This window comes from Belnapia rosea (assembly GCF_900101615.1).
Lineage (GTDB): Bacteria > Pseudomonadota > Alphaproteobacteria > Acetobacterales > Acetobacteraceae > Belnapia > Belnapia rosea.
In genome coordinates this window covers 593,314-619,443 of sequence record NZ_FMZX01000001.1, presented here as the reverse complement: position 1 = coordinate 619,443, position 26,130 = coordinate 593,314, and the positions used below count along the sequence as shown (strand labels likewise).

Annotated in this window: 26 protein-coding genes and 1 tRNA gene; 21 read left to right on the top strand and 6 right to left on the bottom strand. The window is 71.0% G+C overall.

Annotated elements, in window-relative coordinates; all coding sequences use genetic code 11:
- The first annotated feature begins 52 nt into the window (after positions 1–52).
- Both BLR02_RS02985 and BLR02_RS02980 read left to right on the top strand, forming a co-directional pair.
- Positions 53–1,480 (top strand): NAD(P)-binding domain-containing protein, encoded by a 1,428-nt coding sequence (locus BLR02_RS02985; protein WP_090660308.1) that lies wholly within the window; start codon positions 53–55, stop codon positions 1,478–1,480.
- The gene (locus BLR02_RS02980) at positions 1,477–2,709 is read left to right on the top strand and encodes an MFS transporter (RefSeq protein ID WP_218127844.1); all 1,233 of its coding nucleotides are present in this window, start codon (positions 1,477–1,479) and stop codon (positions 2,707–2,709) included. The genes BLR02_RS02985 and BLR02_RS02980 overlap by 4 nt, the downstream gene beginning before the upstream one ends.
- A 176-nt stretch (positions 2,710–2,885) precedes the next feature.
- On the opposite strand, the gene BLR02_RS02975 is transcribed toward BLR02_RS02980, so the two are convergent.
- Positions 2,886–3,620, bottom strand: a complete 735-nt coding sequence (locus tag BLR02_RS02975; protein ID WP_090660304.1) for a CHRD domain-containing protein — start codon at positions 3,618–3,620, stop codon at positions 2,886–2,888.
- 347 nt (positions 3,621–3,967) lie between these two features.
- Positions 3,968–4,891, bottom strand: a complete 924-nt coding sequence (locus BLR02_RS02970) for a hypothetical protein (RefSeq protein ID WP_218127843.1) — start codon at positions 4,889–4,891, stop codon at positions 3,968–3,970.
- A gap of 154 nt (positions 4,892–5,045) precedes the next feature.
- Between BLR02_RS02970 and BLR02_RS02965 the strand changes: the two genes are divergently transcribed.
- Both BLR02_RS02965 and BLR02_RS02960 read left to right on the top strand, forming a co-directional pair.
- Positions 5,046–5,234 carry a hypothetical protein gene (locus BLR02_RS02965; protein WP_090660298.1) on the top strand — a complete coding sequence of 63 codons (189 nt, stop codon included), beginning with the start codon at positions 5,046–5,048 and terminating at the stop codon, positions 5,232–5,234.
- A gap of 95 nt (positions 5,235–5,329) precedes the next feature.
- Entirely contained in the window at positions 5,330–5,800 is a 471-nt protein-coding gene (locus BLR02_RS02960; RefSeq protein ID WP_090660295.1) for a DUF411 domain-containing protein, read from the top strand.
- Positions 5,801–5,975: 175 nt separating this feature from the next.
- On the opposite strand, the gene BLR02_RS02955 is transcribed toward BLR02_RS02960, so the two are convergent.
- Positions 5,976–6,068 (bottom strand) — tRNA-Ser (locus BLR02_RS02955).
- A 101-nt stretch (positions 6,069–6,169) separates the two neighbouring features.
- The gene (locus BLR02_RS02950) at positions 6,170–7,396 is read right to left on the bottom strand and encodes an ABC transporter substrate-binding protein (protein ID WP_090660292.1); all 1,227 of its coding nucleotides are present in this window, start codon (positions 7,394–7,396) and stop codon (positions 6,170–6,172) included.
- A 117-nt stretch (positions 7,397–7,513) separates the two neighbouring features.
- Between BLR02_RS02950 and BLR02_RS02945 the strand changes: the two genes are divergently transcribed.
- The 8 genes from BLR02_RS02945 (at position 7,514) to BLR02_RS02910 (ending at position 15,422) form a co-directional block, all read left to right on the top strand.
- Positions 7,514–8,326: an ABC transporter permease gene (locus BLR02_RS02945; protein ID WP_090560882.1), complete on the top strand. Its 813-nt coding sequence runs from the start codon at positions 7,514–7,516 to the stop codon at positions 8,324–8,326.
- A 2-nt stretch (positions 8,327–8,328) separates the two neighbouring features.
- Positions 8,329–9,405, top strand: coding sequence for an ABC transporter ATP-binding protein (locus BLR02_RS02940; protein WP_090660289.1), 1,077 nt, complete (start codon positions 8,329–8,331; stop codon positions 9,403–9,405).
- Between the two features lie 20 nt (positions 9,406–9,425).
- Complete coding sequence (locus tag BLR02_RS02935; protein ID WP_090660286.1) at positions 9,426–10,445, top strand: ABC transporter substrate-binding protein; 1,020 nt, start codon at positions 9,426–9,428, stop codon at positions 10,443–10,445.
- Positions 10,446–10,459: 14 nt separating this feature from the next.
- Positions 10,460–11,290 (top strand): ABC transporter permease, encoded by an 831-nt coding sequence (locus BLR02_RS02930; protein ID WP_090560879.1) that lies wholly within the window; start codon positions 10,460–10,462, stop codon positions 11,288–11,290.
- Between the two features lie 242 nt (positions 11,291–11,532).
- Positions 11,533–11,973, top strand: coding sequence for a con-10 family general stress protein (locus tag BLR02_RS02925; protein WP_090660284.1), 441 nt, complete (start codon positions 11,533–11,535; stop codon positions 11,971–11,973).
- A 105-nt stretch (positions 11,974–12,078) separates the two neighbouring features.
- Positions 12,079–13,194, top strand: coding sequence for a CaiB/BaiF CoA transferase family protein (locus BLR02_RS02920; RefSeq protein ID WP_090560877.1), 1,116 nt, complete (start codon positions 12,079–12,081; stop codon positions 13,192–13,194).
- Positions 13,195–13,212: 18 nt separating this feature from the next.
- The gene (locus BLR02_RS02915) at positions 13,213–14,385 is read left to right on the top strand and encodes an acyl-CoA dehydrogenase family protein (protein ID WP_090660281.1); all 1,173 of its coding nucleotides are present in this window, start codon (positions 13,213–13,215) and stop codon (positions 14,383–14,385) included.
- A 71-nt stretch (positions 14,386–14,456) separates the two neighbouring features.
- Positions 14,457–15,422, top strand: coding sequence for a tripartite tricarboxylate transporter substrate binding protein (locus tag BLR02_RS02910; protein ID WP_090660278.1), 966 nt, complete (start codon positions 14,457–14,459; stop codon positions 15,420–15,422).
- 29 nt (positions 15,423–15,451) lie between these two features.
- On the opposite strand, the gene BLR02_RS02905 is transcribed toward BLR02_RS02910, so the two are convergent.
- Positions 15,452–16,978, bottom strand: coding sequence for an AMP-binding protein (locus BLR02_RS02905; RefSeq protein ID WP_090560874.1), 1,527 nt, complete (start codon positions 16,976–16,978; stop codon positions 15,452–15,454).
- Positions 16,979–17,130: 152 nt separating this feature from the next.
- Between BLR02_RS02905 and BLR02_RS02900 the strand changes: the two genes are divergently transcribed.
- The 6 genes from BLR02_RS02900 (at position 17,131) to BLR02_RS02875 (ending at position 22,555) form a co-directional block, all read left to right on the top strand.
- On the top strand, positions 17,131–18,126 hold the full coding sequence (locus BLR02_RS02900; RefSeq protein WP_090560873.1) for an MBL fold metallo-hydrolase: 996 nt from the start codon (positions 17,131–17,133) through the stop codon (positions 18,124–18,126).
- Between the two features lie 14 nt (positions 18,127–18,140).
- The gene (locus tag BLR02_RS02895; RefSeq protein ID WP_090660275.1) at positions 18,141–18,953 is read left to right on the top strand and encodes a hypothetical protein; all 813 of its coding nucleotides are present in this window, start codon (positions 18,141–18,143) and stop codon (positions 18,951–18,953) included.
- Between the two features lie 44 nt (positions 18,954–18,997).
- On the top strand, positions 18,998–19,942 hold the full coding sequence (locus tag BLR02_RS02890) for a TAXI family TRAP transporter solute-binding subunit (RefSeq protein WP_090660272.1): 945 nt from the start codon (positions 18,998–19,000) through the stop codon (positions 19,940–19,942).
- A 2-nt stretch (positions 19,943–19,944) separates the two neighbouring features.
- A complete protein-coding gene (greB, locus tag BLR02_RS02885; protein ID WP_090660270.1) occupies positions 19,945–20,484 on the top strand; it encodes a transcription elongation factor GreB in 540 nt (179 codons plus the stop codon).
- A gap of 35 nt (positions 20,485–20,519) precedes the next feature.
- Entirely contained in the window at positions 20,520–21,587 is a 1,068-nt protein-coding gene (locus BLR02_RS02880; RefSeq protein WP_090560869.1) for an ROK family protein, read from the top strand.
- Between the two features lie 92 nt (positions 21,588–21,679).
- Positions 21,680–22,555 (top strand): alpha/beta fold hydrolase, encoded by an 876-nt coding sequence (locus BLR02_RS02875; RefSeq protein WP_090660267.1) that lies wholly within the window; start codon positions 21,680–21,682, stop codon positions 22,553–22,555.
- 87 nt (positions 22,556–22,642) lie between these two features.
- Here BLR02_RS02875 and BLR02_RS02870 read toward each other — a convergent pair whose 3' ends face one another.
- Complete coding sequence (locus BLR02_RS02870) at positions 22,643–23,128, bottom strand: DUF421 domain-containing protein (RefSeq protein ID WP_090660264.1); 486 nt, start codon at positions 23,126–23,128, stop codon at positions 22,643–22,645.
- Positions 23,129–23,216: 88 nt separating this feature from the next.
- On the opposite strand from BLR02_RS02870, the gene BLR02_RS02865 reads away from it, so the two are divergent.
- The 3 genes from BLR02_RS02865 to BLR02_RS02855 all read left to right on the top strand — a co-directional run bounded on the left by BLR02_RS02865 (position 23,217) and on the right by BLR02_RS02855 (position 26,078).
- Positions 23,217–23,726: a hypothetical protein gene (locus BLR02_RS02865; RefSeq protein WP_143018028.1), complete on the top strand. Its 510-nt coding sequence runs from the start codon at positions 23,217–23,219 to the stop codon at positions 23,724–23,726.
- Positions 23,723–24,997 carry a DUF2254 domain-containing protein gene (locus tag BLR02_RS02860; RefSeq protein ID WP_090660258.1) on the top strand — a complete coding sequence of 425 codons (1,275 nt, stop codon included), beginning with the start codon at positions 23,723–23,725 and terminating at the stop codon, positions 24,995–24,997. Before BLR02_RS02865 ends, BLR02_RS02860 begins: the two co-directional genes overlap by 4 nt.
- A 115-nt stretch (positions 24,998–25,112) precedes the next feature.
- Positions 25,113–26,078 (top strand): tripartite tricarboxylate transporter substrate-binding protein, encoded by a 966-nt coding sequence (locus BLR02_RS02855; RefSeq protein WP_090660256.1) that lies wholly within the window; start codon positions 25,113–25,115, stop codon positions 26,076–26,078.
- Positions 26,079–26,130: the final 52 nt, after the last annotated feature.

The window sequence follows — 26,130 nt, the reverse complement described above, 5'->3', positions numbered from 1 at the left end:
GCCTTTCATCGGCTCAATACATCGCCCACCGAGGCATGAAGGAGGATGGGACATGAGTTCGTGCTGTGGCGGCGCCAGCCGCGCTGAGCCCCGTGCCGAAGCTTCCGCCGGCACCTCGCGGCTGCCTGTCGCCGTCATCGGCGGCGGTCCGGTCGGCCTCGCCGCGGCGGCGCACCTGCTCGCGCGCGGGCTCGAGCCTGTCATCCTCGAGGCCGGACCGTCGGTCGGCACGGCCCCGCTGGACTGGGGCCACGTCCCTATGTTCTCGCCCTGGCGCTACAATCTCGACCGGGCCGCGGGTGCCCTGCTGGAGCGGCACGGCTGGACGGCGCCGGAGGCGGAGGAGTTCCCGACCGGCCGCGACCTCGTCGAGCGCTACCTGAAGCCACTGGCCGCGCTTCCTGACATCGCCACCCGCCTGCGATTGAACACGCGCGTCACCGGCATCGCCCGCCTCGGCGCGGGCAAGGTCCGCAATGCCGGGCGCGAGCAGCAGCCTTTCGAGCTGCGGTTCATCGGCGCGGATGGACGGGACAGGCGGCTCCTCGCCAGCGCGGTCATCGTCGCTTCGGGAACATGGGGCAGTCCGAGCCCCGCAGGCGCCTCCGGCCTTCCCGCCATCGGCGAGCGCGAAGCGGCCGACCGGATCCGCTACGGCATGCCCGACATCCTCGGCACCGACCATGGCCGCTACGGTGGACGGCGGACCCTGGTGGTCGGTTCCGGGCACTCGGCCATCGGCACCCTGCTCGATCTGGGCCAGCTCGCGCGTCAGGCGCCAGGCACGGCGGTGCTCTGGGCCACACGCAGCGCCGACCTGACGCGAGCCTATGGGGGCGGCTCGGCCGACCAGCTGCCGGAGCGCGGCGCCCTGGGCCAGCGGCTGCGCCACCTCGTCGAGAGCGGCGCCATTGAGCTGCTCGCGCCATTCCCCGTGGACGAGATCCGCCGCACGGAGGGTGGAGCCTTGACGGTCCAGAGCGCCGAAGGGCGTGCGGTGGAGATGGACGAGTTGGTCGTGGCGACCGGGCTGCGCCCGGATCTCGGCATCCTCCGCGAGGTTCGGACGGACCTCGATCCGGCGCTCGAGTGCCCGCGCATGCTGGCACCGCTGATCGACCCGAACCTGCACTCCTGCGGCACGGTCCGCCCCCATGGCGCCGAGGAGCTGGCGCAGCCCGATACGGGGCTTTTCCTGGCGGGGATGGCCTCCTACGGCCGGGCCCCGACCTTCCTGCTGGCCACTGGCTACGAGCAGGTCCGCTCCATCGCCGCCTTCCTCGCGGGCGACGTCGCCGCCGCGCGCCGGGTCGAGCTCGACCTTCCCCAGACGGGCGTCTGCAGCTCGGACCGCCTGCTGCCCGCCGCACCGGAGGCCGGGTCCTCCTGCTGCACGCCGAAGCCCGCGCCGGCCGCGGACGCGCCCTGCTGCGGGAGCCAGGCCCGGCTCGGGGTCGCCCAGGTCGAACCGGCCAGATGAGCCAGGTCGCCATGGCCGGGGGCGCGGCCCCGGTAGACCCGGCCGCCAGCCGCCCGAGGCTGGTGGTGGTGTCGGCGGTCGGCGTGGCGCAGATCCTGGCCTGGGGCAGCAGCTACTACCTGCCCGCCGTCCTTGCGGGACCCATCGCCGCCGAGACCGGCTGGCCGCTCGGCTGGGTGGTGGGCGCGCTCTCCGTCGGCCTGCTGGTCTCGGGCCTTGTCTCGCCGCGGGTCGGGCACCTCATCGAGCGCCACGGTGGCCGCCCGGTGCTGGCGACGAGCGCCGTCCTGCTGGCGCTCGGCCTGCTCGCCATCGGGCTCGCCCCGACGCTGCCGCTCTTCATCGCGGCTTGGCTGGTGATCGGGGCCGGGATGGGTTGCGGCCTGTACGACCCGGCCTTCTCCGCGCTCGGCAGGCTCTATGGCGAAAGCGCGCGCCCGGCGATCACCCAGGTCACGCTGTTCGGCGGCTTCGCAAGCACCGTGTGCTGGCCGCTGACCGCCTTCCTGGCAGCCCATCTCGGCTGGCGCGGCGCCTGCCTGACCTATGCCGCGCTCCTGGCCGTGGTGGTGCTGCCGCTCTACCTGCTTGCCCTGCCGCGGGAAGAGGACCGTGCGCCCAAGCCCGCCGCCGCGGATGCGCCGCTACCCGGGCACCTGCGGCCGGAGCAGCGGACCGCCTTCCTTCTCCTCGCCGCGGGCTTCACCCTCGCCTACGGCACCATGACGGTGATCGGCGTGCACCTGCTGATGCTGCTCCAGGCCCAGGGAGTGGCGCTTGCGGCGGCGGTCGGTCTCGGCGCGCTGATCGGTCCGGCGCAGGTCGGCGGGCGCGTGCTCGAGATGACCTTCGGCAAGAAGGCGCACCCGATCTGGAGCCTGGTCGCCTCCTCGGTGCTGGTCGCGGTTGGTCTCGGCCTGCTCGTCGCCACGCCGGGCATCGCCCCGGCCTGCATCGTGCTGTACGGCATGGGTAGCGGCATCCGCTCCATCGTGCGCGGGACCGTGCCCCTGGCGATGTTCGGCCGCGAGGGTTACGCCATCCTCATGGGCCGCCTCGGATTGCCGACGCTGCTCGCCACGGCCGCAGCGCCCCTGGTCGGGATATGGCTGCTCGAATGGGTTGGGCCGAGTGGGACGCTCGCATTCCTGTTCGGGGCAGCGCTGCTGCACCTCGCCCTCGTGGTGCCCCTCGTGCCGCTGGCTCTCAGGGGTGCAAGGCGGCCGTAGATGGGGGCACTCCGGGCTCGCGTCGAGCGTAAGTGGCGGCTTTGGAGAATGCAGCGACGCCGTCGATCACCTCCTCTATGCCCCATACCCGCAGTTCGCAAAGCCTGGGGCCCGGCTCCCGCTGACGGGCCGCTTGCGCGGCCCGCCAGGACTATGAAGCTAAGGTGCCGCCAGGGTCACAGGTACCACTGCCCGGTTGCCTCGAAGTTTTCCGTGACATGGGCGGCGATGGCGTTCCAGTCGACCACGTCGTTCGGGTTGAGCCCAAGGTCGTCCACCGCCGCAAGCACGTCGGCGGCTGGGGCCACGCCGCTGAGCTCACCCGACGCAACGGGCAGGACCAGCTTGTACCCGTCCGTGCCATCCACCTCGCCGGTCGTACCGGCGCCTTGGTTGGCGTTGGTGGTCAGGCCATGGATGACGATCTCCTTGGCCTCGAGCGGCGTGATGCCGTCGAGGATCGCACTCGCGTTCGGATCGTCGGCCGCGAAGGTGAAAACCTCGCGGTAGCTGAGCTTGCCGTCGGCGCCAACGGTCGGGAACATCGCCTCGTCCGTGTGATCATGGCCGTCCGTGCCATGGTCATGGGCGGAGTTCTCGGGGTTCAGCGTGAGGTTGAGTTGGATCGGGCCGTAGGTGGCGAGCCCTTCCGCCAGTTCCACGAAGCCGTCCCCGTCGCTGTCCTGGGCGATGGTGGGCGACTTGGCGTCGGTGTCGTCATTGAAGCCGTGGATGTGCTGGATGTGCATCGGGCCCGGCTCCAGGCCGCTGGCCTGGATGTCCACTGTCAGGGTGCGGGTGTCCTGGTCGATCAGCAGCACGGCCCGGCCGTCAACGCCCGAATTGTTCAACGCCGTCAGGTCGGTCGAGTAAAGCAGCTTGCCATCCTGGACGTAGGTATCGTGTGCCATGTCTTCCTCCTGGGTCGTATGGACCCAGCTGCCTTACGGCACAGGAAACAGGCCGGATGCGGAACATCAGGGAATATAATGGCGTCGGTGAATTGTATTGCTGGGGCTGAAAACCCTGAACGTGATTTTGTACTGAAGACGGTCCATTACGGAAAGCCCGAGACAGGCCTCGTTATTACATTTATCCAAAGGATGAAAACGACTGGTTCGTGGGGAAGGACGACCCATCCTCCTCTCCTACACCGCCGGTTCGCCGCGCCGATCAGAGGGAACGCGCATGCCGCGCCCTGCCTGCAAGAATTGCGCGGCGACTGGCTTCGGGCGCTTCAGCGTGGCAGGCCGGCAGTTCATCCTCCTGCGCCGGGCCCCTCCGCGAAGGGACGCTCGCCCAGCTCAATCACCAGGATCCGCAGCGTCTCGCTCATCAGCGCGATGCTCGCCTCCAGCAGGTCCAGCATCGCGTCCCGCATCTCCAGCTCCTGGACCGTGTAGGTGCCGCCCGCTCCGAACAGCAGCAGGGTGCGGTCGCGCTCGGCCTGCGAGCCGGCTGGGCCGAACCTCTCCCCGGCCCGCCACTCGGCCGCCACCGTCTCGGCGGGGGCCGAACGGTCCGGCGCATCCACCGGGCGCCGCGTCAGGTATCGCCAGACCGTGCGCGGGAACAGTTCGGAGCGCGGCGGCCGCTCCCAGACCTCGCGCAGGAGGTTGCGCTCGGTCCGCAGCCTGCCGGAGGCTTCCCCGAACAGCAGGGCGGTCGCCACCGAGGCCTCCGTCGTACCACCGACGATTCCGGCGATGTCCCCGCCCGCCGAGGCGCCACCCAGCGAAAGCCCGCCCGACAGGGCCGCCGTCGCCGCGCCGACCAGGATGCTGGCCAGACCCAGTCGCCGGGCACGGCGGTCCTCCGTCGCCTGCAGCCGCACACGCAGCGCGTCTCCCCGCTCCCCCTCGCAGTCGATCACGGCGAGCGTGCTCGAGACGTCGAGCATGGCCAGTTGGATCCGCTCCGAGATGGCCATGCGCAGGCGCAGCAGCCGGAGCTCGGCATCGGGGCCGCGGGCCCGTGCCGCCTCCGTCTCGGCCGAGAGCAGCCGCTCCAGCAGGGGCAGGGCACCGATGACCTCGGCGATATCGATGGCGTCACGCGAGAAGCCCCAGGCCTCAAGCCGGGCGGAGGCCGACCGGAGCGCCTCGGGCGACGGCACGACCTCGATTCCGGTGGCGTGCCGCGTCCGCGTCACCGGCGCGCAGACCCGGTCGAACCCGCTCACCACCTCCTCGCCTTTCGGCCCAGACAGCGATCCGCAGCCGCCGAGAAGCGCGAGGGCAAGCGCGGCGACAGCGCCGGGGGCCAGGCGACGGTGCCGAAGGACCCGGGCGTTCCGGTCGGCCTTGGCCCTGATGGCCGCGCGGCCGCAGGCGTGCATGCAGTCATCCCTCTCGGCGGCACTGGAGCAGGCCCACCCTTGCAAGGCCCGGGCCTGCCACGCCGAGTTGGACACCCGGAGCGGCTTCCTCGGTTTGACAGAGGTCGGCATCATCGACCAGATGGAGGAGATCGCGCCTATGCTGTCGGTCACCGCCGCCTGCTCCCCGGCGGCCTGGACGCGCTGATGTTCGGCTGCCTTCCCCTTTGCGGCCGGTGCTATGGTCTCCCCGCTCCACGCCGGACCGGCCGACCGCCCGGCTGCACGAAGAAGGATACACGGATGAGACGGCGGCATGTCCTGGCGGCGCTCGCCGCGACCGGGACGACCCACGGTGCTTCTGGCCAGCCCGCCGGCAGGCCGCTGCTTCGGGTCTGGCGCGATCCGAATTGCGGCTGCTGCACCGGCTGGGTCGAGCATATGAGGGCAGCCGGGTTCCAGGTCGAGGACAACCTCGTGGCCTCGGCGGCGCCTGTCCGCCGCATGCTCGGCATTCCGTCGGACCTGCTCTCCTGCCATGCGGGCCTGATAGAGGGCTATGCGCTGGAGGGGCATGTGCCCGCCCAGGCCGTGCTCCGGCTATTGGGGGAGCGCCCGGCGGGCCTGCGCGGCCTGGCCGTACCCGCCATGCCAACCGGCTCTCCGGGGATGGAGGTGCCCGGCGAGCCGGACGACACCTACGATGTCGTAGCCTTCGACGGCACAGGAGGGCGCCGAGCCTATATGCGCTTCCGGGGCAGCCGGCCGGTCTGAGTGGCACCACCCGGCGGGGTGGTATCCGGTACGCCCGCTACTAGCTCGGTGGCCACAGCATCAAGCAATCCCTCGGGACGGCTGAAGTCCGCAGATGGACACATCCGGGAGGACATCCCGAACGCTCGCAAACCATCATGCACAAAGGGAACAGGCCGCAGCTAAGCCATCGGAATGGCGGAGGGGATGGGATTCGAACCCACGATAGAGGTTGACCCCCTATAACGGTTTAGCAAACCGTCGCCTTCAGCCACTCGGCCACCCCTCCGCAGGTGCAGCACGGCTCACGACGCATGCAAGCGGGTACATACAGAAGGGGTGCCTCAAGGTCAAACCCCACGGAGGAGCCTTGAGGCATCCGCGAGGAGGCTACCGCACCAGTGGGCAGCCGCCCTCCTCCAGGGGCCGGAAAGCCTTCTCGGCCGGCACCGTCCCAACCAGCTTGTAGTAGTCCCAGGGGCCCCGGCTCTCGGCCGGTGACTTCACCTCGAACAGATAGGCGGGGTGGATCTTCCGCCCATCCGCCCGGATCGTACCGGGACCGAAGCAGTCGTCATCGGTCGGCATCGCCTTCATCCGCTGCACGACCTCAAGTCCGCTTGCCTTGGCACGCGCCGCCCCCAGCTCCGCCACGGCCTTCAGGTAGTGCAGGCAGGCTGAGTAGGTCCCGGCATGTTCCTGGTTCGGCCAATTCTGCGGCGCCTTGGGCTTCACCCGGTTGAGGAAGGCACGGGTGCGGTCATTGAGGTCCCAGTAGAAGACCTCGGAGAGCAACAGCCCCTGCGCCGCGTCGAGCCCGATCGCATGAATGTCGGTGGTGAACATGACGAGGCCCGCCAGCTTCTGCCCACGCCGGCCGAGGCCGAATTCCCTCGCCTGCTTGATGCAGTTCACCGTATCCGCCGCGGCGGTGGCGAGGCCCACGATCTTGGCGCGCGAGGCCTGGGCCTGCAGCAGGAAGGCCGAGAAATCCGTGGTGCCCGGAAAGGGGAACCGCGCGCTGCCCAGCACCTTGCCGCCCGCCGCCTGGACGAAGCGGCCGGTGTCGCGCTCCATCTGGTGGCCGAAGCCGTAATCGGCGGTGAGGAAGTACCAGCTGTCGCCGCCCGCCTGCACCGTCGCCGTGCCGACGGCATTGGCGAACATCCAGGTGTCATAGGTCCATTGGATGGTGTTCGGGCTGCAGCTCTCGCCGGTCAGGACGCTCGAGGCCGCGCCGGAGGCCAGCTGCACCTTGTCCTTCTCCCGCGCCAGGTTGGCGACGGCGAGCGCAATGGCGCTGTTGTTGACCTCGCAAACCATGTCGACGCTGTCCTGGTCGAACCAGCGCCGGCAGAGGGCGAGTGCGGCGTCGGGACGGTTCTGATGGTCAGCCTGCACCACCTCGACCTTGAAGCCGCGCGCCAGCAGCCCGCTATCCTCCACCGCCTGCTGCGCGCAGGCGACCGAGGTGGGGCCGGAGGTATCCCGGTAGGGACCTGAGAAATCCGCCAGCACGCCGATGCGGATGGTGTTGGGGTCGCGCGGCTGGGCGAAGGCACGCAGCGGCAGCGCCGCGGCTGCGCCGCCCAGGGCCCGGCGGCGGGTGAACGTCATCGGCTGTAACCTCCCGGGTTTTCCGCATGATGGCCGAGGCCGAAGCATTCCGCCAGCCGCTTGACCCCCGCCGATTCCCTCAGCAGGTTGTGCCGCGGGAGGCGAAAGGGGGCGTTGATGGCAGGGTCGCACCTGCAGAGGGGGCTGTTCGGGCTGGCGGTGACGGGGGCCTATGGGCTTGTCCTGGCGCCGGTGCTCGCCGTCATCGTCATCAGCGTCTTCGCGCAGGAGATCGTCTCCTTCCCGCCCGAGGGCGTCACCCTTGCCTGGTATGCCAATGCCTGGGAGAGGCGGGAATTCGCCCGCGGCTTCGTCACCTCGCTGCAGGTGGCGCTGGCCGCCACGGCCATCGGCGTCCCGCTCGGCACCGCCGCCGCGCTCGCCCTGGCCCGCGCCCGGCTCGGCGGGCTGCGCGGCGCGTTGAACACCCTGCTGCTCGGCCCGCTCGCCGTCCCCGGTGTCGTCGCCGGCACCGCGCTCTACCTCTTCTACGTCCGTGCCGAATTCTGGGTGGATGACGACATCAAGGGCACCATGGCCGGCCTCGTCGCCGCGCATGCGCTGCTCACCATCCCCTGGACCGTCCGCCTCGTCTCCGCCTCGCTGCAGGGGCTGGATGCGGCGGTGGAGGAGGCAGCCGCCAATCTCGGCGCCCGTCCCCTTACCGTCTTCCGTCGCGTCACGCTGCCGATGCTGCGGCCCGGCGTCGTTGCCGCCTGTCTCTTCAGCTTCATCCAGAGCTTCGAGAATCTTGAGCTCACTCTGCTGCTGGTCGGCCCGGGCCGCACCACCCTGCCCGTCGCCATGCTGAACTACCTGGAATTCCGCGTGGACCCAACGCTGGCCGCCGTCGCCACGGTGCAGATCCTTCTGGTCGGCGCGCTGATGCTGATCACGGACCGCTTCGTCTCGCTGAGCCGCGTAGTCTGAGCATGGGCACCCTCACCCTCGACGCGCTGAGCCGCCGCTACGGCGCCACCACCGCCGTGGAGCGCGTCGACCTCGACGTCGCCGAGGGCGAGCTGGTGGCGCTGCTCGGCCCCTCCGGCTGCGGCAAGACGACGACCCTGCGGATGGTCGCCGGCTTCATCCCGCCGAGCGGCGGCCGCGTGCTCATCGCCGGGCAGGACGTGACACGCACCCCGCCGCATGGCCGCAACACGGGCATGGTCTTCCAGTCCTACGCCCTCTTCCCGCATATGACGGTCGGGCAGAATGTCGCCTTCGGCCTCGAGATGCGGAAGATAGGCCGCGCCGAGCGCGAGACCCGCGTGCGCGAGGCGCTGCGCCTCGTCCGCCTGGACGGCATGGCGGACCGCCTGCCCCGCCAGCTCTCCGGCGGCCAGCAGCAGCGCGTGGCGCTGGCCCGCGCACTCGTCGTCAACCCTGCCGTCTTCCTGCTGGACGAGCCGCTCTCCAACCTCGACGCCAAGCTGCGCGCCGAGGTCCGCTTCGAGATCCGCGCCCTGCAACAGCGCCTCGGCCTCACCACCCTCTTCGTCACCCATGACCAGGAGGAGGCGCTGACCATGGCTGATCGGTTGGTGGTGATGGAGCGCGGCCGGGTGCGCCAGACCGGCACGGCCGAGGATCTCTACGAACGCCCGGCCGATGCCTTCGTCGCCGGCTTCATCGGCCGCTGCAACCTGCTGCGCGGTGCGCCCGAAGGGCCGGGCCATTTCCGCGCGCATGGCGGCGCCCTGCTGCCCTGCCTCGCCGCGCCGGCGCCTGGGGCCAGCGTGCTCGCCCTCCGGCCGGAGCGCATCGCCGTTGCCACCGAAGGCGAAGGGTTGCCGGCGCGCCTCGCCACCGTCACCTATCTCGGCGCGCAGACCGAATACCATCTCGACCTCGGCGGCACGCCGCTGGTCGCCATCGCCCCGACACCGCCCGAATCCAGCCGGCACCGCGCCCTGGCCCCCGGCGATGCCGTCCTCGCCCATTGGGATCCCGCCGAGGCGCGGCTGCTGCCCGCCGAGCCGGGCGACCTGCCCGACGACACCCCCTGACCCCCGCCGGAGACCCCCGCATGTTCACGCGCCGCAGCGCCCTCGCCGCCGCCCTCACCGCCGGCCTGCCCGGCCTCGCCACCGCGCAATCCGGCCAGGTCGTGGTCGGCACCTGGGGGGGCGACTATGGCGACCTGCTCGCCGCCAATATCGACAAGCCGATCCTCGGGCCCCGCGGGCTCGAGGTGGTGCAGGATGTCGGCCCGCAGGACCCGCGCAAGACCAAGCTGATCGCCGAGCGCCAGGCCCGCCGCGGCAGCATGGATGTCTGCTGCCTCTCGGATGTGGACATGTTCACCATGGCGCAGCAGGGCGTCTTCGAGCCGGTGGAGGAGGGCCGGGTGCCCAACCTCGCCCGTGCCATCCCCTCGCTGAAGCGGCCCTACTCCGCGCCACACATCTATTCGGCGAAGGTCATCCTCTACAACCCGGCCAAGGTCCCGACGCCACCCCAGGCCTATGCCGATCTGTGGGACCCGAAATACCGCGGCCGCGTCGGGCTGGTCGACATCCTCCACCTGCAGAACATGGAGGCCGCCTCCCTGGTCGCCGGCGGGACCGAGCACGACTACGAGCCGGGCAAGAAGAAGCTGATGGAGCTCCGCAGCCTCGACGTGAAGGTCTATCCCTCGAACGAGGCGCTGGCGGCGGCGCTGAAGTCGGAGGAGGTCTGGCTGACCATCATGTGGCTCGCCCGCGGCTTCATGTGGAAGAAGGCCGGCATCCCGGTCGAGCATGCGGTGCCGGCCGAGGGCGCCACCAGCATCTGCTTCGAGATGGCCGTGCCGAAGAACGCCCGCAACCGTGACGGCGCCATGGCCTATCTCAACGCCGCCCTCGACGCCCGCGCCCAGACCGCCTTCGCCGACCGCATGGGCTATGCGCCGACGGTGACCGATGCCCAGCTCCCGCCGGAGCTTGCCAGGCAGATCAGCCTCACGCCGGAACAGCAGGCCAAGCTCCGCACGCCGGACTACGAGTACATCGCCAGGAACCAGGTCGCGCTGATCGATTTCTGGAACAAGGAGTTCAAGCGCTAGGCCGGGTCGCAGGCATGGCCGCCCTCCTCCTGCCGGCGACGCTGCTGGTGCTCGGGCTGCTGGTCGCGCCCATGGCGATGCTGTTCCGCATCAGCCTCAACGAGTACAGCGCCGCGCAGATGATGCAGGAGGCGCTGACCGCCGAGAACTACCTCCGCGCCATCGCCGACCCCTATTACCGCGATGTGCTGGGGACGACGCTCGGCGTGGCGCTGGCCTGCACCCTGCTGGCCCTGCTGCTCGGCTTCCCTGCCGCCTATTGGCTCGCGCGGATGCAGAGCCGCTGGAAGAGCCTCGCCGTCATCCTGACGCTCTTCCCGCTGCTGGTCGGCAATGTGGTGCGCGCCGCCGGCTGGATGGCGCTGCTCGGCCGCGACGGCGCCATCAACGCCGCGCTGCGCAGCCTCGGCCTCATCACGGAGCCGCTGGCCCTGCTCTACACCACGGGCGCCGTCATCGCCGGCATCCTGGCCGTCGTCGCGCCCTATATGATCCTGACCCTCGCCGCGGTGATCGAGGGCATCCCCCGCCAGGTGGAGGAGGCGGCGGCCAATCTCGGCGCCGGGCCGCTCACCGGCTTCCGCCGCGTGGTGCTGCCCCTCGCCCTGCCCGGCGTCGCCGCCGGCTGCGTCCTCGTCTTCATCCTCTGCATGAATGCCTATGCGACGCCCGTCCTGCTCGGCGGGCCGCAGTTCAAGATGATGGCGCCCGCCGTCTACGACCAGTTCGTGCGGGGCACCAACTGGCCCTTCGGCGCCGCCCTCGCCTTCATCCTCCTCGTCGTCACCCTGACCCTGACCATCATCGGCAGCACGGTCCTTGGCCGTCATTCGCGCTCCCGTTGAACGAGAGGATCCATACCGGTTGCCAACCCGGGGATATTGCAGGTCCGGCTCCGCAACGGCCCTGCAAAGACCCCGCACAGACGGTATTCGTCCTGCATGCGGCCAGTTTATAATATTGAATTTGCAGCATATTTTCTTGCCCCTATGCGGATGGTGCCGCATCCATCCACACCGTTTCACGTTCCTCCGATGCGGGTCGCGGCCAGGGCGCGGCCACCCAGTCAACCGAAGGGAACGAGATCATGGCCAATAGCGGCAACAGCAACCCGGGCAACTTCGCGAATGACCGTGAGAAGGCCTCCCGTGCTGGCCACACCGGGGGCACCCATCAGGGTGCCCAGAACAATCCCGGCAACTTCGCCAACGACCGCGAGAAAGCAGCCGAGGCCGGCCATATCGGTGGCCAGCACCAGGGCAAGGAAAACAACCCGGCCAACTTCGCCAATGACCGCGAGAAGGCCGCCGCGGCCGGCCGCATCGGTGGCCAGCACCAGGGCAAGTCCAACAACCCGGCCAACTTCGCCAACAACCGCGAGAAGGCCGCCGAGGCCGGCCGCATCGGTGGCCAGCACAGCCATGGCGGCGGCGCCCAGGGCAACGCCGGCAACTTCGCCCAGGACCGCGAGAAGGCCAGCGAGGCCGGCAAGAAGGGTGGCCAGAACAGCCAAGGCGGCCGCAGCTAGGCGGCGGGCCTGGGCCTGGGCCGGCAGCGATGCCGGCCCTTTTCGCTTTCCGCTTCCGCCGATCGCTTAGCCTGCTAAGCTTCCCTCCAAGAATGGAGGAAGCCCATGGGACCATTGAAGGGCCTGCGCGTCCTGGAATTCGCCGGCATCGGCCCCGGCCCCTTCTGCGGCATGGTGCTGGCTGATCTCGGCGCCGATGTCATCCGCCTCGAACGACCGGGCGCACCTCCGGCCCCACCCGAGGATTTCATCACCCGCGGCCGGCGCACGGTCGGCCTCGACCTCAAATCCCCCGCTGCCATCGCGGCCGCCCTGCGCCTCGTCGAATCTGCCGATGCCCTGATCGAGGGCTTCCGCCCCGGCGTGATGGAACGCCTCGGCCTTGGCCCCGAGCCCTGCCTCGCCCGCAACCCGCGCCTCGTCTATGGCCGGATGACCGGCTGGGGCCAGGAGGGCCCGCTGGCCCAGGCCGCCGGGCATGACATGAACTACATCGCCCTCACCGGCGCGCTGCACGCCATCGGTCGCCCCGGCGAGCGCCCCGTCCCCCCGCTGAACCTCGTAGGCGATTACGGCGGCGGCGGCATGCTCCTGGCACTTGGCCTGCTCGCCGCCCTGCTGGAGGCGAAGACCAGCGGCCGTGGCCAGGTGGTGGATGCGGCCATGGTCGATGGCGCGGCGATGCTGATGGCGCCGATCTACGCCATGAAGGCTCGTGGCCGCTGGACCAACGAGCGCGGCACCAACATGCTCGATGGCGGCGCCCCCTGGTACGACACCTATGAGTGCGCCGATGGCCGCTACCTCGCCGTCGGCCCGATCGAGCCGCAATTCTTCGCCCTGATGTGCGAGAAGCTCGGCCTCGACGCCAGCCGCTTCCCCGACCGCATGTCCCCCGCCGCCTGGCCCGCGCTGAAGGGCGAGCTCATCGCCATCTTCCGTGGCCGCACCCGCGACGATTGGACCGCCCTGTTCGAAGGCACGGATGCCTGCGTCGCCCCCATTCTCGACATGGACGAGGCGCCGGCCCATCCGCACAACCGCGCCCGCGGCACCTTCCTCGACCGGGGCGGCGTGGTGCAGCCCGCCCCCGCCCCGCGCTTCAGCCGCACCGTGGCGGAACCCGGCGTCCCGGCCCGGCCCGATACCGAGGCGGTGCTGGCCGAAGCAGGCTTCAGCGCCACCGAGATCGCCGCCCTGCGCGACGCCAAAGCCATCTGAACGGGAGAGACGCACGCCATGGACACCAACCCCGCCCTGCCCGGCCGCAGCCTCGCCGGCCCGCGTACCGTCTACAACACCGACCACGAGATGTTCCGCGACCAGGTGCGCCGCTTCTTCGAGCGCCACATCGTCCCGCACCACCGCCAGTGGGAGCGCGACGGCATCGTCCCGCGCTCGGTCTGGCTGGAGGCAGGCGCCGCCGGCCTGCTCTGCCCCATGCTGTCGGAGGAGTATGGCGGTGCCGGCGCCGATTTCGGCTACAGCGCCATCATCATCGAGGAGATCGCCCGCACCAACTGCACCGGCCCCGGCTTCCCGCTGCATTCCGACATCGTCGTCCCCTATATCGCCGACCTGGCGACGGAGCAGCGCAAGCGCGACTGGCTGCCGGGGATGGCGCGCGGCGAGATCATCGGCGCCATCGCCATGACCGAGCCCGGCATGGGCAGCGACCTCAAGGCCATGCGCACCACGGCGCGCCGCGAGGGCGACGAGTATGTCATCAACGGCTCCAAGACCTTCATCAGCAACGGCCAGCTCGCCGACCTCGTCATCGTCTGCGCCAAGACCGACCCCGCCGCCGGCCGCAAGGGCATCAGCCTGATCTGCGTCCCCGCCGGCACGCCGGGCTTCACCAAGGGCCGCAACCTCGAGAAGATCGGCCTGCACGCGCAGGACACCTCGGAGCTGTTCTTCGAGGATGTCCGCGTCCCCGTCGGCAACCTGCTGGGCGAGGAGAACCGGGGCTTCAGCTACCTCATCCGCAACCTCCCCCAGGAACGCCTCGTCATCGCCGTTCGCGCGGCGATGGGCATGGAGGTGATGCTGGAGAAGACGGTCGACTACGCCAAGGAGCGCCAGGCCTTCGGCCAGCCGGTGATCGACTTCCAGCACAACCGCTTCAAGCTGGCCGATGCCAAGGCCCAGGCGACGATGTTCCGCGTCTTCGCCGACCACTGCCTTGCGCTCCACCTGCGCGGCGAGCTGACGGTCGAGCTGGCGGCGACGGCGAAGCTCCTCGGTGCCGAGCTGCAGAACCGCCTCTTCGACGACTTCCTGCAGATCCATGGCGGCTACGGCTACATGGCCGAATACGAGATCGGCCGCGCCTGGGCCGATGCCCGCGTCGGGCGCATCTATGGCGGCAGCAGCGAGATCATGCGGGAGATCATCGGCCGCACCCTCTGACCGAGGCGCCCATCCCCGCCGCCACCCGGCGGCGGGGCAAGATCCAGAAGACCACCCGGGACGAACGATCCATGCCCTCCGCCACCCGCCGCGCCCTGCTCGGCGCGGGCCTCGCCCTGCCCGCCCTCGCCGCCCGCGCCCAGACCCGCTTCCCCGAACGCCCGATCACGCTCCTGGTCCCCTTCCCCGCCGGCGGGGCAACGGATGTGCAGATGCGCGCCCTGGCCGAGGCCGCGACCCGCGCCTTCGGCCAGACCGTCATCACCGACAACCGTCCGGGCGCCGGCAGCACCCTCGGCCCCGCCACCGTGGCCCGCGCGAAGCCGGATGGCTACCTGATCTCGCAGATGACCCTGCCCGCGCTGCGCCTGCCCTTCATGCAGCGCATGGCCTATGACCCGCGGCGGGACTTCACGCCCATCATCCACCTCACCGGCTACACCTTCGGCATCGTGGTGCGCGGCGACAGCCCGTGGAAGACCTGGCAGGAGGTGGTGGCCGATGCCCGGCGCAACCCCGGCCGCCATCGCTGGGGCAATACCGGCGCCAATGGCACGCCGCATCTGGCGATGGTCGACCTCGCCGAGCGGGAGAAGCTCGACGTCGTCCATGTCCCCTTCCGCGGCGAGGCGGATGCCGTCCCGGCCCTGCTCGGCGGCCATATCGAGGCGACGGCCGCCGGCACCGGCCTCTACGAGCTGATCAAGGAGGGCAAGCTCCGCCTGCTCAATGTCTGGACGCCCGAGCGCCGTCCCGGCTTCCCCGAGGTGCCGACCCTGCTCGAGCTCGGCTACCAGGGCATGGTCATCACCTCGCCCTACGGCCTCGTCGCCCCGGCCGGCCTCGACCCGGAGGTCACCGCCGCCCTTCATGAGGGCTTCCGCCGCGCGCTGCACGACCCGTCGCATCTCGCCGTGCTCGCCAAGCTCGACCAGCCGCTGCAATACCTGAACAGCGCCGACTACGCCCGCAACATGGCGGAGACGATCGACATGGAGGAAGCCCGCGTGAAGCGCCTCGGCCTCGGCGCGGGCTGACCTCCCCTGCGCGGCGTCGCGGGCTCCCGTCAGCCCGCCGCCGGCAGGTAGCGCTCCTTCAGGATCCGGCGCAGCAGCTTTCCCGCCTCGCTGCGCGGCAGCTCCTCGACGAACTCATAGCTCTTCGGCCGCTTCACGCCGGAGAGCCGCTCCCGGCACCAGGCATCGAGCTCCGCCGGCGCGACATCGGCGCGCGGCACGATCACCGCATGCACCTGCTCGCCCATCTCCGCATGCGGCACGCCGACCACGGCGACCTCGCCCACGGCCGGATGCTGCGCCAGCACCGCCTCGATCTCGGCCGGGTAGATGTTGACCCCGCCCGAGAGGATGAGATCCGCCCGCCGGTCGGAGAGGAACAGGTAGCCATCCTCGTCCAGCCAGCCAAGATCGCCGAGTGTTGCCCAGCCGCGCTCGTCATAGCAGGCCGCCGTCTTCTCCGGGGCATTGTGGTAGGCGAAGCGCGGTCCGCCCTCGAAGCGGATGGTGCCGGTCTCGCCCGGCGGCAGCTCCCGCCCGTCCTCGCCGGTGATGTGGATCGTCACGCCATTCACCGGCTTGCCGACCGAGCGCGGCTTCCTGAGCCAGGTCTCGCTGTCGATCACCGTCGTGCCGATACCCTCGGAGCCGGCATAGTATTCCTTCAGGATCGGCCCCCACCACTCGATCATCGCCCGCTTCACCGGCACCGGGCAGGGCGCCGCCGCATGGATGGCGCAGCGGTGCGACGAGAGGTCGTGGCGATGCCTCACCTCCTCCGGCAAGGCCAGCAGCCGCACGAACATCGTCGGCACCCACTGGCTATGGGTGATGCGATACCGCTCGATCATGGCGAGGCATTGCGCCGCGTCGAATTTGCGGAGGATGACGACGGTGCCGCCCTCCTGGATCGTCCGGCTGACATAGCCGAAGGGCGCGGCATGGTAGAGCGGCGCCGGCGAGAGATAGACCACGTTCTCATCGAAGCCGTAGAGCGACTTCCAGGTCATGTCCCACATCGGCGCGTCGCGCTGCTCATAGGGCAGCATCGGCCGGCGGATGCCCTTCGGCAGCCCCGTCGTCCCGGAGGAGTAGAGGAATTCCCGCCCCAGCGGCCGCTCCGGCAACGGTCTCGCCGCATCCTCCGCCGACACGGCCGCCTCATAGCTCGCATAGCCCGCGATGCCGGCGCCGACCGCATAGCGCGGCCGGTCACCGAGCGCGCCTTCCGCCACCAGCGCCGCTGCCAGGCCCTCCAGCTCCGGGCTCGCCACCAGGAGCTTCGCGCCGCTGTCATTCAGCACATAGGCGACCTCATGCGGCCGCAGATGGATGGAGAGTGGGGTGAAGTACAGTCCCGCCAGCCGCGCCGCCTCGGCGAGCTCGAGGAATTCCGGCCGGTTGTCGAGCAGCACCGCGATGCCGTCGCCCGGCTGCAGCCCGAGGCCGAGCAGCCAATGCGCCGCCTGCCGTGCCCGTGCCTGCAGGGCGCCATAGCTCACCACCACGCCGGTATCAGGGAAAATGGCAGCCGGCTTGCTCGCCTGGCGCTCCGCCCAACTGGCCAATTGCGGCATCCGTTCCTCCTCTTGCGGGGAAGGGTGCGGGTAGCCTCGCGCCCCGTCAATCCACCGGCCACATGGACGCGAATTTGCTCGACGCGGCTGCTGCCGCTTGTGCGATCCTGCGGTACCGTCGAAGCTGCGGTACCCGATTGGGGAGGAAAAGAATGATCCAGCTCCGCCGCCGCGTCCTGCTGGGCACGGCCGCCGCAGCATTGGCTGCACCCGCGCTCGTCACCGCCACCGCCCGCGCCGCCGCGCCGATGCGCAACGAGCTGCCGCCCGCCTGGCATCGCTTCAAGGTCGGCAGCTACGAGCTCACCGTCATCTCCGACGGCTCGCTGCCGCTCGGCAAGCCTGAGCCCGCCTTCCCCGCCTCGCCGCCGGAGGAGATCCGCAACCTGCTGACCAGCAACTTCCTCGACCCCGCCTCGGCGACGCTCGAGCAGAATGTGCTGGTGCTCAACACCGGCCGCCAGCTCATCCTCTTCGACACCGGCATGGGCGAGAGCATGGGCGCGGCGAGCAAGATGTTCGGCCCGACCACCGGCCGGCTCCTGGCCAACATGAAGGCGGCCGGCATCGATCCGGCGCAGATCGACATGGTGATCCTGACCCATGCGCATTGCGACCATTGCTGGGCGCTGGTCGATGCCAACGGCAACCGCAACTTCCCCAACGCCCAGGTGGCGCTGAGCGAGACCGACCTGCGCTTCTGGACCGACGATGCCAACAAGAAGGGCCCCGACTTCATGGTGCCCTTCATCGACGGCGCCAAGAAGAACCTCTCGGCCTATCGCGACCGCATGGTGATGGTGCAGGACGGCAAGGAGGTCACCCCCGGCGTCACCGCCTATGCCACGCCGGGCCACACCCTCGGCCACATGGTCTATTTCATCTCGGACGGCAACAACACCGTCGTCAACACCGGCGACCTGGCGCACCACCAGATCCTGCTGCTGAAGAAGCCGCTCTGGGAATTCTCCTTCGACACGGACCCGAAGCTTTCCGCCCAGTCGCGCCTCAAGATGCTGACGCGCCTCGCCACCGACAAGCACCCCGTGCTGTCCTACCACTTCCCCTGGCCGGGCCTCGGCCATGTCGGCAAGGCGGGCGAGGGCTTCGACTGGTACCCCGCCCCCGTCAACGTCACCAACCTGTAGGGAGGCCGACAGGCATGACGCTGGCCGAACTGCGCGAGGCCGAGGCGCCGCCCGAGATCGGCGCGCTCTACGCCCGTCTGCGGGAGGCCAGCGGCGTGCCGCTCGTCAACCTCATCCATCGCCACCTGGCGACGATGGAGGGCGTGCTCCCCTGGCTCTGGGCCGCCATCCGCCCGCCGCTGGAGGATGGCAGCCTCGCCGGCGTGCGGGAGCGGTTGGCGGCTGCCATCGACCTGCCGCCCCTCGCGCCCCTCCCGGCGGAGGCCTGGGCCGCCGCCGGCCTCACCGCCGAGGCGCGCCCGGCCGTCGCCAACCTCGTTGATGTCTATAACCGCGGCAACCTGACGAACCTCATCCTGCTGACTGCCATCCGGCGCAGCCTCGAAGGCACACCGGCGGAACCCGCACCGCCCCCGCCGCGCCTCGCCCCGCCCGCCATGCTGCCGGCCCCGCCGCCCCTGCCCCGCCTCGGTACGCTGCCGCCCGGCCTCGCCGCGCAGGTCGAGGCCCTGGCCGCGCGCCATGCCGGCACGGTCGTGCCGAGCCTCTACCTCCACCTCGCCCATTGGCCGGCCCTCCCCGCCGCCCTGCCCGGCTGGGCCGGCCCGCTGCTGGAGCCCGGCCGCATCGCCGCCGCCCGCGCCGCCACCCTCCGCCTCGCGGAGGCGGAGGCCGATGCGCTCCGCCCCGCCCTGGCCCCGCCCGGCCCCATCCCGCCGGCGCATGGCGCGGCGGCACTCGCCGTCATCACCCGCTTCACCCGCGCGGTGATCCCCGACATGGTGCCGATCGGCCTCGGCCTCCGCCGCCTGCTGGCGCCCGGCTGAAGACGCCCCTGGCCTCCCGTCGCACCCCGCGATAAGCCAGGGCGATGAGCCCCGCCCGCCGCCCCTTGCTGCTCGCCGCCCTCGCCGCCGCCGCCGCGCGGCCGGCCCTGGCGCAATCGCCGGTGCAGGCGCTGAACGCGCTGGCGGCGCGCGCCAATGCCGGCACCATCGGCGTCGTCGCCGGCGGTATCGACGGCACCTATGCCCGTATCGCCGCCGACCTCGCGGCGGTGCTGGACGATGGCGATGCGCTGCGCATCCTGCCCATCCTCGGCCGCGGCTCGCTGCAGAACATCAGCGACATCCTGGCGCTTCGCGGCATCGATATCGGCATCGTGCAGTCCGACGTGCTGGCCTATGCGCGGCGCGAGCGCCTGCTGCCCGGCCTCGACGCGCTCATCCAGTACGTGGCCAAGCTCTATGACGAGGAGGTCCACATCCTCGCCGGCCCCGGCATCGCCACGCTGCAGGATCTCGCCGGCCGGCCGGTCAATATCGATCTCCGTGGCAGCGGCACGGCGATGACCGCCAGCATCCTCTTCGAGGGCATCGCCATCGAGCCACGCCACGCCCCGCAGGACGTGGCGCTGGAGCAGCTCCGCCGCGGCGAGATCGCGGCCCTCGCCTATGTCGCCGGCAAGCCCGCCCGCCTCTTCGCCAGCCTGCCGGCCGGCCAGCCCCTGCACTTCCTGCCCGTGCCGATGACGCCGCGCCTGCTGGAGACCTATCTCCCCGCCACGCTCAGCCCCACCGACTATCCCGGCCTCATCGAGGGCAGCCCGGTCGAGACCATCGCCGTCGGCGCCGTCATGGCCTGCTATGCCTGGACGCCGGGCACCGAGCGCCACCGCAAGCTCGCCCGCTTCACCGAGGCCTTCTTCGCCAAATTCCCGGCCTTCCTGCGCCCGCCCCGCCATCCGAAATGGCGCGAGGTGGATCTCGCCGCGCGGCTGCCCGGCTGGACCCGCTTCGGCGCGGCACGCCCCTGAGCATGCCCGTGAACCCGCAGGACGAGGATGACGATGAGGCCGGCCCGCCCGGCCTGCCCCCCGGCACCCCCTTCTACATGACACCCGCCGGCCATGCGGCGCTGGCCGCCGAGCTGCACCGCCTCTGGGTGGAGGAGCGGCCCAAGGTGGTCGAGGTCGTCTCCTGGGCCGCCGGCCTCGGCGACCGCTCGGAGAATGCCGACTACCAGTACGGCAAGCGCCGCCTGCGCGAGATCGACCGCCGCGTCCGCTTCCTCCGCAAGCGGATGGAGCGCGTGCAGGTGGTGGATCCGGCGGCACAGACCCGGCGCGACCGCGTCTATTTCGGCGCGACCGTCACCTATGCCCGCGAGGACGACCGCGAGGTCACCATCACCATCGTCGGCGTGGACGAGGCGGACAGCTCGGCCGGCCGCATCTCCTGGGTCTCGCCGGTTGCCCGCGCCCTGCTCGGCGCCGGCATCGGCGACCTGGTCCGCGTCCGCACGCCGCAGGGCATGGAGACGCTCGAGATCGTCACGATCCGCTATCCGCCCGCCTGACCGAAACGTTCGCGCGCCGCCGGCGTTGGCGCTGCATGACCGAACAGGCCAAGCGGCCCACCCCACCCGGCTTCCCCTCGCACGGCGCCGACGAGCTGCCCGCCGTGACCGTGGACACGGCCAATGCCACCCTCCGCACCCCGGACGGCTTCCTCGGCGACCGCGCCAGCAGCACCGCCTTCCGCGCCATCCTCGCCGAGTGGCGCGAGCGGCTGAAGGAGGTCGACAAGGAGGACCCCTTCGGCGACGCCCCGCCCGAGGCCATCGGCCGCCGCCAGCTCGACCACCTCCTCGCCGAGGGCGACCCGGAGCATGCCGGGCTGGTCCATGGCATCGTCGAGGAATTCGCCCAGTCCTTCGCCACCGTCATCAAGCGCCTGCTCAAGCTGAAGGAGTGGCAGGGCACCGAGCGCATCGTCATCGGTGGCGGCATGCGCGGCAGCCGCGTCGGCGAGCTGGCGATCGGCCGCGCCGCCATGCTGCTGAAGGGCGAGGAGATCGCCATCGACCTCGTCCCCATCCGCCACGACCCGGATGAGGCGGGGATGATCGGCGCGACGCAGCTCGCCCCGCCCTGGATCTTCCTCGGCCATGACGCGCTGCTCGCCGTCGATATCGGCGGCTCGAACATCCGCACCGGCCTCGTCCGCCCGCATCTGAAGAAGGCCTCCGACCTCTCCGCCGCCTGCCTCTGGGACAGCGCGATCTGGCGCCACCGCGACGACAAGCCCAATCGCGAGGCAGCGATCGACCGTCTGATCGAGATGCTGCAGGAGATGCTGCGCAAGGCCGAGAAGCGCGACCTCGCCGTCGCTCCCTTCATCGGCATCGGCTGCCCCGGCCATATCGAGGCGGATGGCAGCATCGCCCATGGCGCGCAGAACCTGCCCGGCAATTGGGAGAGCGACCGTTTCAACCTGCCCGCCCGGCTGCATGCCGCCCTGCCCAAGATCGGCGGCCACGATACCGTCGTCGTCATGCACAACGACGCCGTGGTGCAGGGGCTCAGCCAGGTGCCCTGGATGGGCGACGTGAAGCACTGGGGCGTGCTGACCATCGGCACCGGCCTCGGCAATGCCCGCTTCACCAACCGCAAGGGCTGAACAGCTCCTTCCGGCCATCCCCTTCCCCCTGCCTGGACAGCGCCAGCCACCCGCCCGATGCTGCCCCGCAGCATCAAGGAACCACGACCGGCATGGCGGATATCCTCGCCCGGCTCGACGCCCTCTCCCGCCACATCGAGACGCCCTGCGGCGAGGGCCGCATGGTCTGGCGCCTCTGGGGCGAAGCCGGGAGGGAGGCCGGCCCCGCCACGCCCCTCGTCCTGCTGCATGGCGGCTCCGGCTCCTGGCGTCACTGGACGCGCAACATCGAGGCCCTCTCGCGCGATCGCCTGCTGATCTGCCCCGACCTCCCCGGCCTCGGCGACAGCGACATGCCGCCACCGGCCGACAGCCCCGCCCCCGTCGCCGCCATCCTCCGCGCTGGCCTCGAGCAAATCCTCGGCGGCCGAGGCTATGGCCCCTGGCGCTACGACCTCTGCGGCTTCTCCTTCGGCGCGCTGCTCGCCGGCCATCTCGCCGCCCAGGCGGGGGAGGAGTTGCGCAGCGTCACCCTGGTCGGCGCGGGCGCCCTCGGCCTGGCACGCCAGATCACACCCCTGGTCAAGGTCCGCAGCGAGACCGGCGAGGCCCGCATCGCCGCGCACCGGCACAACCTCGCCTCGCTGATGTTCGCCGACCCGGCCAATATCGACCCGCTGGCCCTGGCCATCCAGGAGGCCAATACCGTCGCCGCCCGCTTCCGCAGCCGCGGCTTCGCCAGCACCACCAGCCTGAAGGACGCCATCGCCCGCGCCCGCGCCCCCGTCGCCCTGCTCTATGGCGAGCGCGACGCCATCGCCTGGCCGGAGGTCGAGAGCCGCTTCGCCGCCCTGCGCGCGGTGCAGCCCGAGGCCTGGACCGGCATCATCCCCGGCGCCGGCCATTGGGCCGCCTATGAGGCGGCGGAGAGCTTCAACGCGATGCTGGGAGACATGCTGGCGCGGCGCCTGGGGACACTGCACCGATGACCCGGGCCGGACGCGGGGATGCCCCGAACCGTGGTCCCTGAGCCATCCAGGCAGCACGGCGACCGCCCTGCCATGGCCGAAAGCTGATCAGGGCAGGACCGGTGAGGAGGCCCGCCGGATCACCGAAAGGCTCCCGTCGGTCTCCAGGACCGCCGCAGCGGCGTCATCGAGCGATGCGATGCCCTGCGCACGGGCGGCGGCCTGGACCTCGTCCTCGGTCACCCGTTCCCGCCGCATGGCCTCACGGAGGAACTGGCCGTCGCGGAGCAGCAGGCAGGGCTCCGCCTTGACGAGGCTCCGCACGCGGTCCGAGCGGACCGAGAGCCAGGTGATGGCGTATTGCAGCAGGACGAGGAGCGTGAAGGCGACGACGCCTTCGGCGAGGGCAACGTCCTTGCTCAGCAGCACGGTCGCCAGGGTCGAACCGAGCGCCACCGTCACGACCAGGTCGAAGGCATTCATCTTGGAGAGCGTGCGCTTGCCCGTCACCCGCAGCAGCAGCACCAGCGCCGTATAGGCGAGGGTGCCGATGATCACCACCCGAAGCAGCCCCATCCAGTTGTCGAAGAACATGCCGCCTCGCTTTTTGCCTCGGACTCAACTTCCGGGGCGCCTCACCGTTGCGGCCGGGTAGCGGGCTTCCGCCGGGAGCCGGGGAGAGATGATGAGCAGGACCGGCGAGGGGCGCCTGATCGCCTGGGGACTGGCCGCCACCCTCCTGGCGGCGAATGTGGCGGGCTACGTCTTCGACCTCTATGCCGCCTTCTGGTGGTTCGACCGGCTGCTCCACGCAGCCACCATCCTCGCCCTGACCTTCTGGCTCGCAGTCTTCTTCCTCGGCGAAGGCATCCGGGAAGGGCGGACCGTCCTCTTCGTCCTCCTGGTCGCCGCCACGGGCGTCGCCCTCGGGGCGCTCTGGGAGGTCGCGGAATGGATGTTCGACCACTTCGCCTCCGGCGACGTCATCAAGGGGAAAGACGACACGGTGATCGACATCGTCATGGACACCATCGGCGCGGCGGCGGCCGCGGCCCTGGCGCACCGCTTCCGGCCGGATGCCGCACGGCTCGCCACGGCGCCGGGGGAGCCCCACCGTCGCTCCCGTCCCGCCCCGCAGGAGGCGGCGCGGGCCGCGGATGACAGGCGCCTGCCCCACCAGGGGACGCCGTGAGCACGTCCCTCCGCGAGCGAATCGAGGCGCTCGGGGATGCCTTCTGGCTCCGCCCGGCGATCCTCGTCCTCCTTGGGGTCATCCTCGGAGAGGGGGCAGTCTGGGCTGAGCAACTCGATGGCCTCCGGTCCCTGCTCCCCGAGAGCTGGCTCTACGCGGGCGGCGAGGCGGGCGCCCGGGCCCTTCTGGGCGCCATCGCCACCTCCACCATCGGCGTCGCAGGCACCACCTTCTCCATCACGGTCGCAGCGCTGTCCCTTGCCTCGGGCCAGATGGGGCCGCGGCTGCTCCGGAACTTCGTCCGCGACGCGGGCAATCAGGTGGCCCTCGGGGTGTTCCTCGGCACCTTCGCCTATGCCCTGGTCGTGCTGCGGACGGTGCGGTCGGTGGAGGAGGGGACCTTCGTGCCCCATCTCGGTGTCACCGGTGCCCTCCTCCTCGCCCTCGTGTGCGTCGGCACGCTCACCTGGTTCGTCCACCACATCGCCTCCGGCATCAATGTCGAGACCGTCATCAACACCGTGCATGCCGAGCTGCGCGAGGCGGTGGCCCGGCTGACCCTCGACCGGCCCGACGCCGGACCGGCCGGCGCTCCCCTGCCCGCCTGTCCCGTGACCGCGGAGCAGAGCGGCTACCTCCGCGCTCTCGACGAGGAGGAGCTCGCGGCCTGGGCGGCGGAGCGGGGAGCGACCCTCGATCTCCTCGTGCGGCCGGGTGACTACATCTTCCCTGGAACACCCGTGGCCAGGGTGTCGCCACCGGCGCTGGCGGCGGAGGCAGCCGGACCGGTGCGCGACGCCCTCAGCCTCGGCGACCGGCGGGCTGCGGCACAGGACCTGGAATTCGCCGTGCGGCAGCTCGTGGAGATCGCGGTCCGTGCCCTTTCCCCCGGCATCAACGACCCGTTCACGGCGATCGCCGTGCTCGACCGCTTCGGCGAGCTGCTCTGCCGCATGACGGACCGGCACCTGCCGGGGCCGGCCGTGCTCCGCGACGGGCGCGCCGTCCTGCTCCGGCGCGTGGTGGACTATGACGGGCTGCTCGACGCCATGTTCCACATGATCCGGCAGAACGGCGCGGGCTCGGCCGCCGTCCTCCTTCGCCTCATGGAGGTGCTCGGTGCCGTGCTGGCGGCGGAGCAGGCCCCCGAACGCCGCGCCACCTTGCGCCGTCACGCCGGCCTCGCCCTCACCGCAGGCCGGCAGGAGCTGACGGAGCGCGCTGCGCTGGCCGCCCTGGAGGAGCGCTACTCCGCCCTGCCGGCCCCCTGACATACCCTGGGGTATGCGGACCGGACGGGGTTACCCCTTTGGCGATCTCCCCCAGCCCGTTGCCTCCCACCCACCCGCTCGCCATCATCCCCGCATCAGGGGAGACCGAGCCGCCATGCCCACCACCCGCCGCATCCTCCCCGCCCTCGCCGCCACCCTCCTCGCCACCCCGGCCCTCGCCCAATGGGCGCCCACGCGCCAGGTCCGGCTGATCGTCCCCTTCTCCCCGGGCGGCGGGGCCGACACCACCGCGCGCCTCTTCGCCCCGGCCTTCACCGCCTTCCTCGGCCAGCCCGCGGTGGTCGAGAACCGCGCCGGCGCCGGCGGCACGATCGGCGCCGCCGAGGTCGCCCGCGCCGCGCCGGACGGCACGACATTGCTCGTCGATGCCGCCAACCAGGCCGTGGCTCCCTTCATCTTCCGCAACCTGCCCTTCGACTACGCCACCGGCTTCACCCCGGTCAGCCGCGTCACCGTCTATCCGCTGATCGCCGTGGTACGCCCGGAGAGCCCCTTCCGCAGCCTCGAGGCGCTGCTGGCCAGGGCCCGCGCCCAGCCCGGCCGCATCACCTACAGCTCCTCCGGCAATGCGGTCTCCAACCACATCGCCACCGCGGTACTCGCCCGGCGCGCCGGGGTCGAGCTGAGCCATATCCCCTATCGCGGCGGCGGCCCGGCGCTGGCCGCCATCCTCGCCGGCGATGTCGATTTCGGCTTTGCCACCGTGGCGAGCGCAGCAGCCCTTGCCCAGGAGGGAAGGCTGCGCCCGCTCGCCGCCTCCTCCGCCAGCCGCATCCCCGCCCTGCCCGAGGTGCCGACCGTCGCCGAGCTTGGATTTGCAGGCTATGACCAGACCGAGTGGAACGGCCTCTACGGTCCCGCCGGCCTGCCGCCCGCCATCGCCGAGCGCCTGCACGAGGCCTGCCAGGCCGCCCTGCGGGACCCATCCGTGGTCCAGCGCCTCGCCGCGCTCGGCGCCATCGGCCTTGGCAACGGCCCGGCGGAATTCGCCGAATTCCTCCGGCGCGAGCGTGCCGCCATGGCCCTCCTGGTCCGCGAGGCCGGCATCACCGCGGACTGATTTCTTGCGGTTTCGCACCGAAACCGCTATGACCATCACCGGCCGGGGCGGC

What these genes read in the sequence shown, in the direction of transcription:
- BLR02_RS02855 (WP_090660256.1), top strand. Translation starts at nt 25,113, where the DNA reads ATGCCCACCACCCGCCGCATCCTCCCCGCCCTCGCCGCCACCCTCCTC.
- BLR02_RS02930 (WP_090560879.1), top strand. Translation starts at nt 10,460, where the DNA reads ATGGCCGCCCTCCTCCTGCCGGCGACGCTGCTGGTGCTCGGGCTGCTG.
- BLR02_RS02965 (WP_090660298.1), top strand. Translation starts at nt 5,046, where the DNA reads ATGCAGTCATCCCTCTCGGCGGCACTGGAGCAGGCCCACCCTTGCAAG.
- BLR02_RS02900 (WP_090560873.1), top strand. Translation starts at nt 17,131, where the DNA reads ATGATCCAGCTCCGCCGCCGCGTCCTGCTGGGCACGGCCGCCGCAGCA.
- BLR02_RS02875 (WP_090660267.1), top strand. Translation starts at nt 21,680, where the DNA reads ATGGCGGATATCCTCGCCCGGCTCGACGCCCTCTCCCGCCACATCGAG.
- BLR02_RS02905 (WP_090560874.1), bottom strand. Translation starts at nt 16,978, where the DNA reads ATGCCGCAATTGGCCAGTTGGGCGGAGCGCCAGGCGAGCAAGCCGGCT.
- BLR02_RS02895 (WP_090660275.1), top strand. Translation starts at nt 18,141, where the DNA reads ATGACGCTGGCCGAACTGCGCGAGGCCGAGGCGCCGCCCGAGATCGGC.
- BLR02_RS02950 (WP_090660292.1), bottom strand. Translation starts at nt 7,396, where the DNA reads ATGACGTTCACCCGCCGCCGGGCCCTGGGCGGCGCAGCCGCGGCGCTG.
- BLR02_RS02920 (WP_090560877.1), top strand. Translation starts at nt 12,079, where the DNA reads ATGGGACCATTGAAGGGCCTGCGCGTCCTGGAATTCGCCGGCATCGGC.
- BLR02_RS02925 (WP_090660284.1), top strand. Translation starts at nt 11,533, where the DNA reads ATGGCCAATAGCGGCAACAGCAACCCGGGCAACTTCGCGAATGACCGT.
- BLR02_RS02910 (WP_090660278.1), top strand. Translation starts at nt 14,457, where the DNA reads ATGCCCTCCGCCACCCGCCGCGCCCTGCTCGGCGCGGGCCTCGCCCTG.
- BLR02_RS02880 (WP_090560869.1), top strand. Translation starts at nt 20,520, where the DNA reads ATGACCGAACAGGCCAAGCGGCCCACCCCACCCGGCTTCCCCTCGCAC.
- BLR02_RS02915 (WP_090660281.1), top strand. Translation starts at nt 13,213, where the DNA reads ATGGACACCAACCCCGCCCTGCCCGGCCGCAGCCTCGCCGGCCCGCGT.
- BLR02_RS02985 (WP_090660308.1), top strand. Translation starts at nt 53, where the DNA reads ATGAGTTCGTGCTGTGGCGGCGCCAGCCGCGCTGAGCCCCGTGCCGAA.
- BLR02_RS02890 (WP_090660272.1), top strand. Translation starts at nt 18,998, where the DNA reads ATGAGCCCCGCCCGCCGCCCCTTGCTGCTCGCCGCCCTCGCCGCCGCC.
- BLR02_RS02960 (WP_090660295.1), top strand. Translation starts at nt 5,330, where the DNA reads ATGAGACGGCGGCATGTCCTGGCGGCGCTCGCCGCGACCGGGACGACC.
- BLR02_RS02935 (WP_090660286.1), top strand. Translation starts at nt 9,426, where the DNA reads ATGTTCACGCGCCGCAGCGCCCTCGCCGCCGCCCTCACCGCCGGCCTG.
- BLR02_RS02870 (WP_090660264.1), bottom strand. Translation starts at nt 23,128, where the DNA reads ATGTTCTTCGACAACTGGATGGGGCTGCTTCGGGTGGTGATCATCGGC.
- BLR02_RS02865 (WP_143018028.1), top strand. Translation starts at nt 23,217, where the DNA reads ATGATGAGCAGGACCGGCGAGGGGCGCCTGATCGCCTGGGGACTGGCC.
- BLR02_RS02940 (WP_090660289.1), top strand. Translation starts at nt 8,329, where the DNA reads ATGGGCACCCTCACCCTCGACGCGCTGAGCCGCCGCTACGGCGCCACC.
- BLR02_RS02945 (WP_090560882.1), top strand. Translation starts at nt 7,514, where the DNA reads ATGGCAGGGTCGCACCTGCAGAGGGGGCTGTTCGGGCTGGCGGTGACG.
- BLR02_RS02975 (WP_090660304.1), bottom strand. Translation starts at nt 3,620, where the DNA reads ATGGCACACGATACCTACGTCCAGGATGGCAAGCTGCTTTACTCGACC.
- BLR02_RS02980 (WP_218127844.1), top strand. Translation starts at nt 1,477, where the DNA reads ATGAGCCAGGTCGCCATGGCCGGGGGCGCGGCCCCGGTAGACCCGGCC.
- greB (WP_090660270.1), top strand. Translation starts at nt 19,945, where the DNA reads ATGCCCGTGAACCCGCAGGACGAGGATGACGATGAGGCCGGCCCGCCC.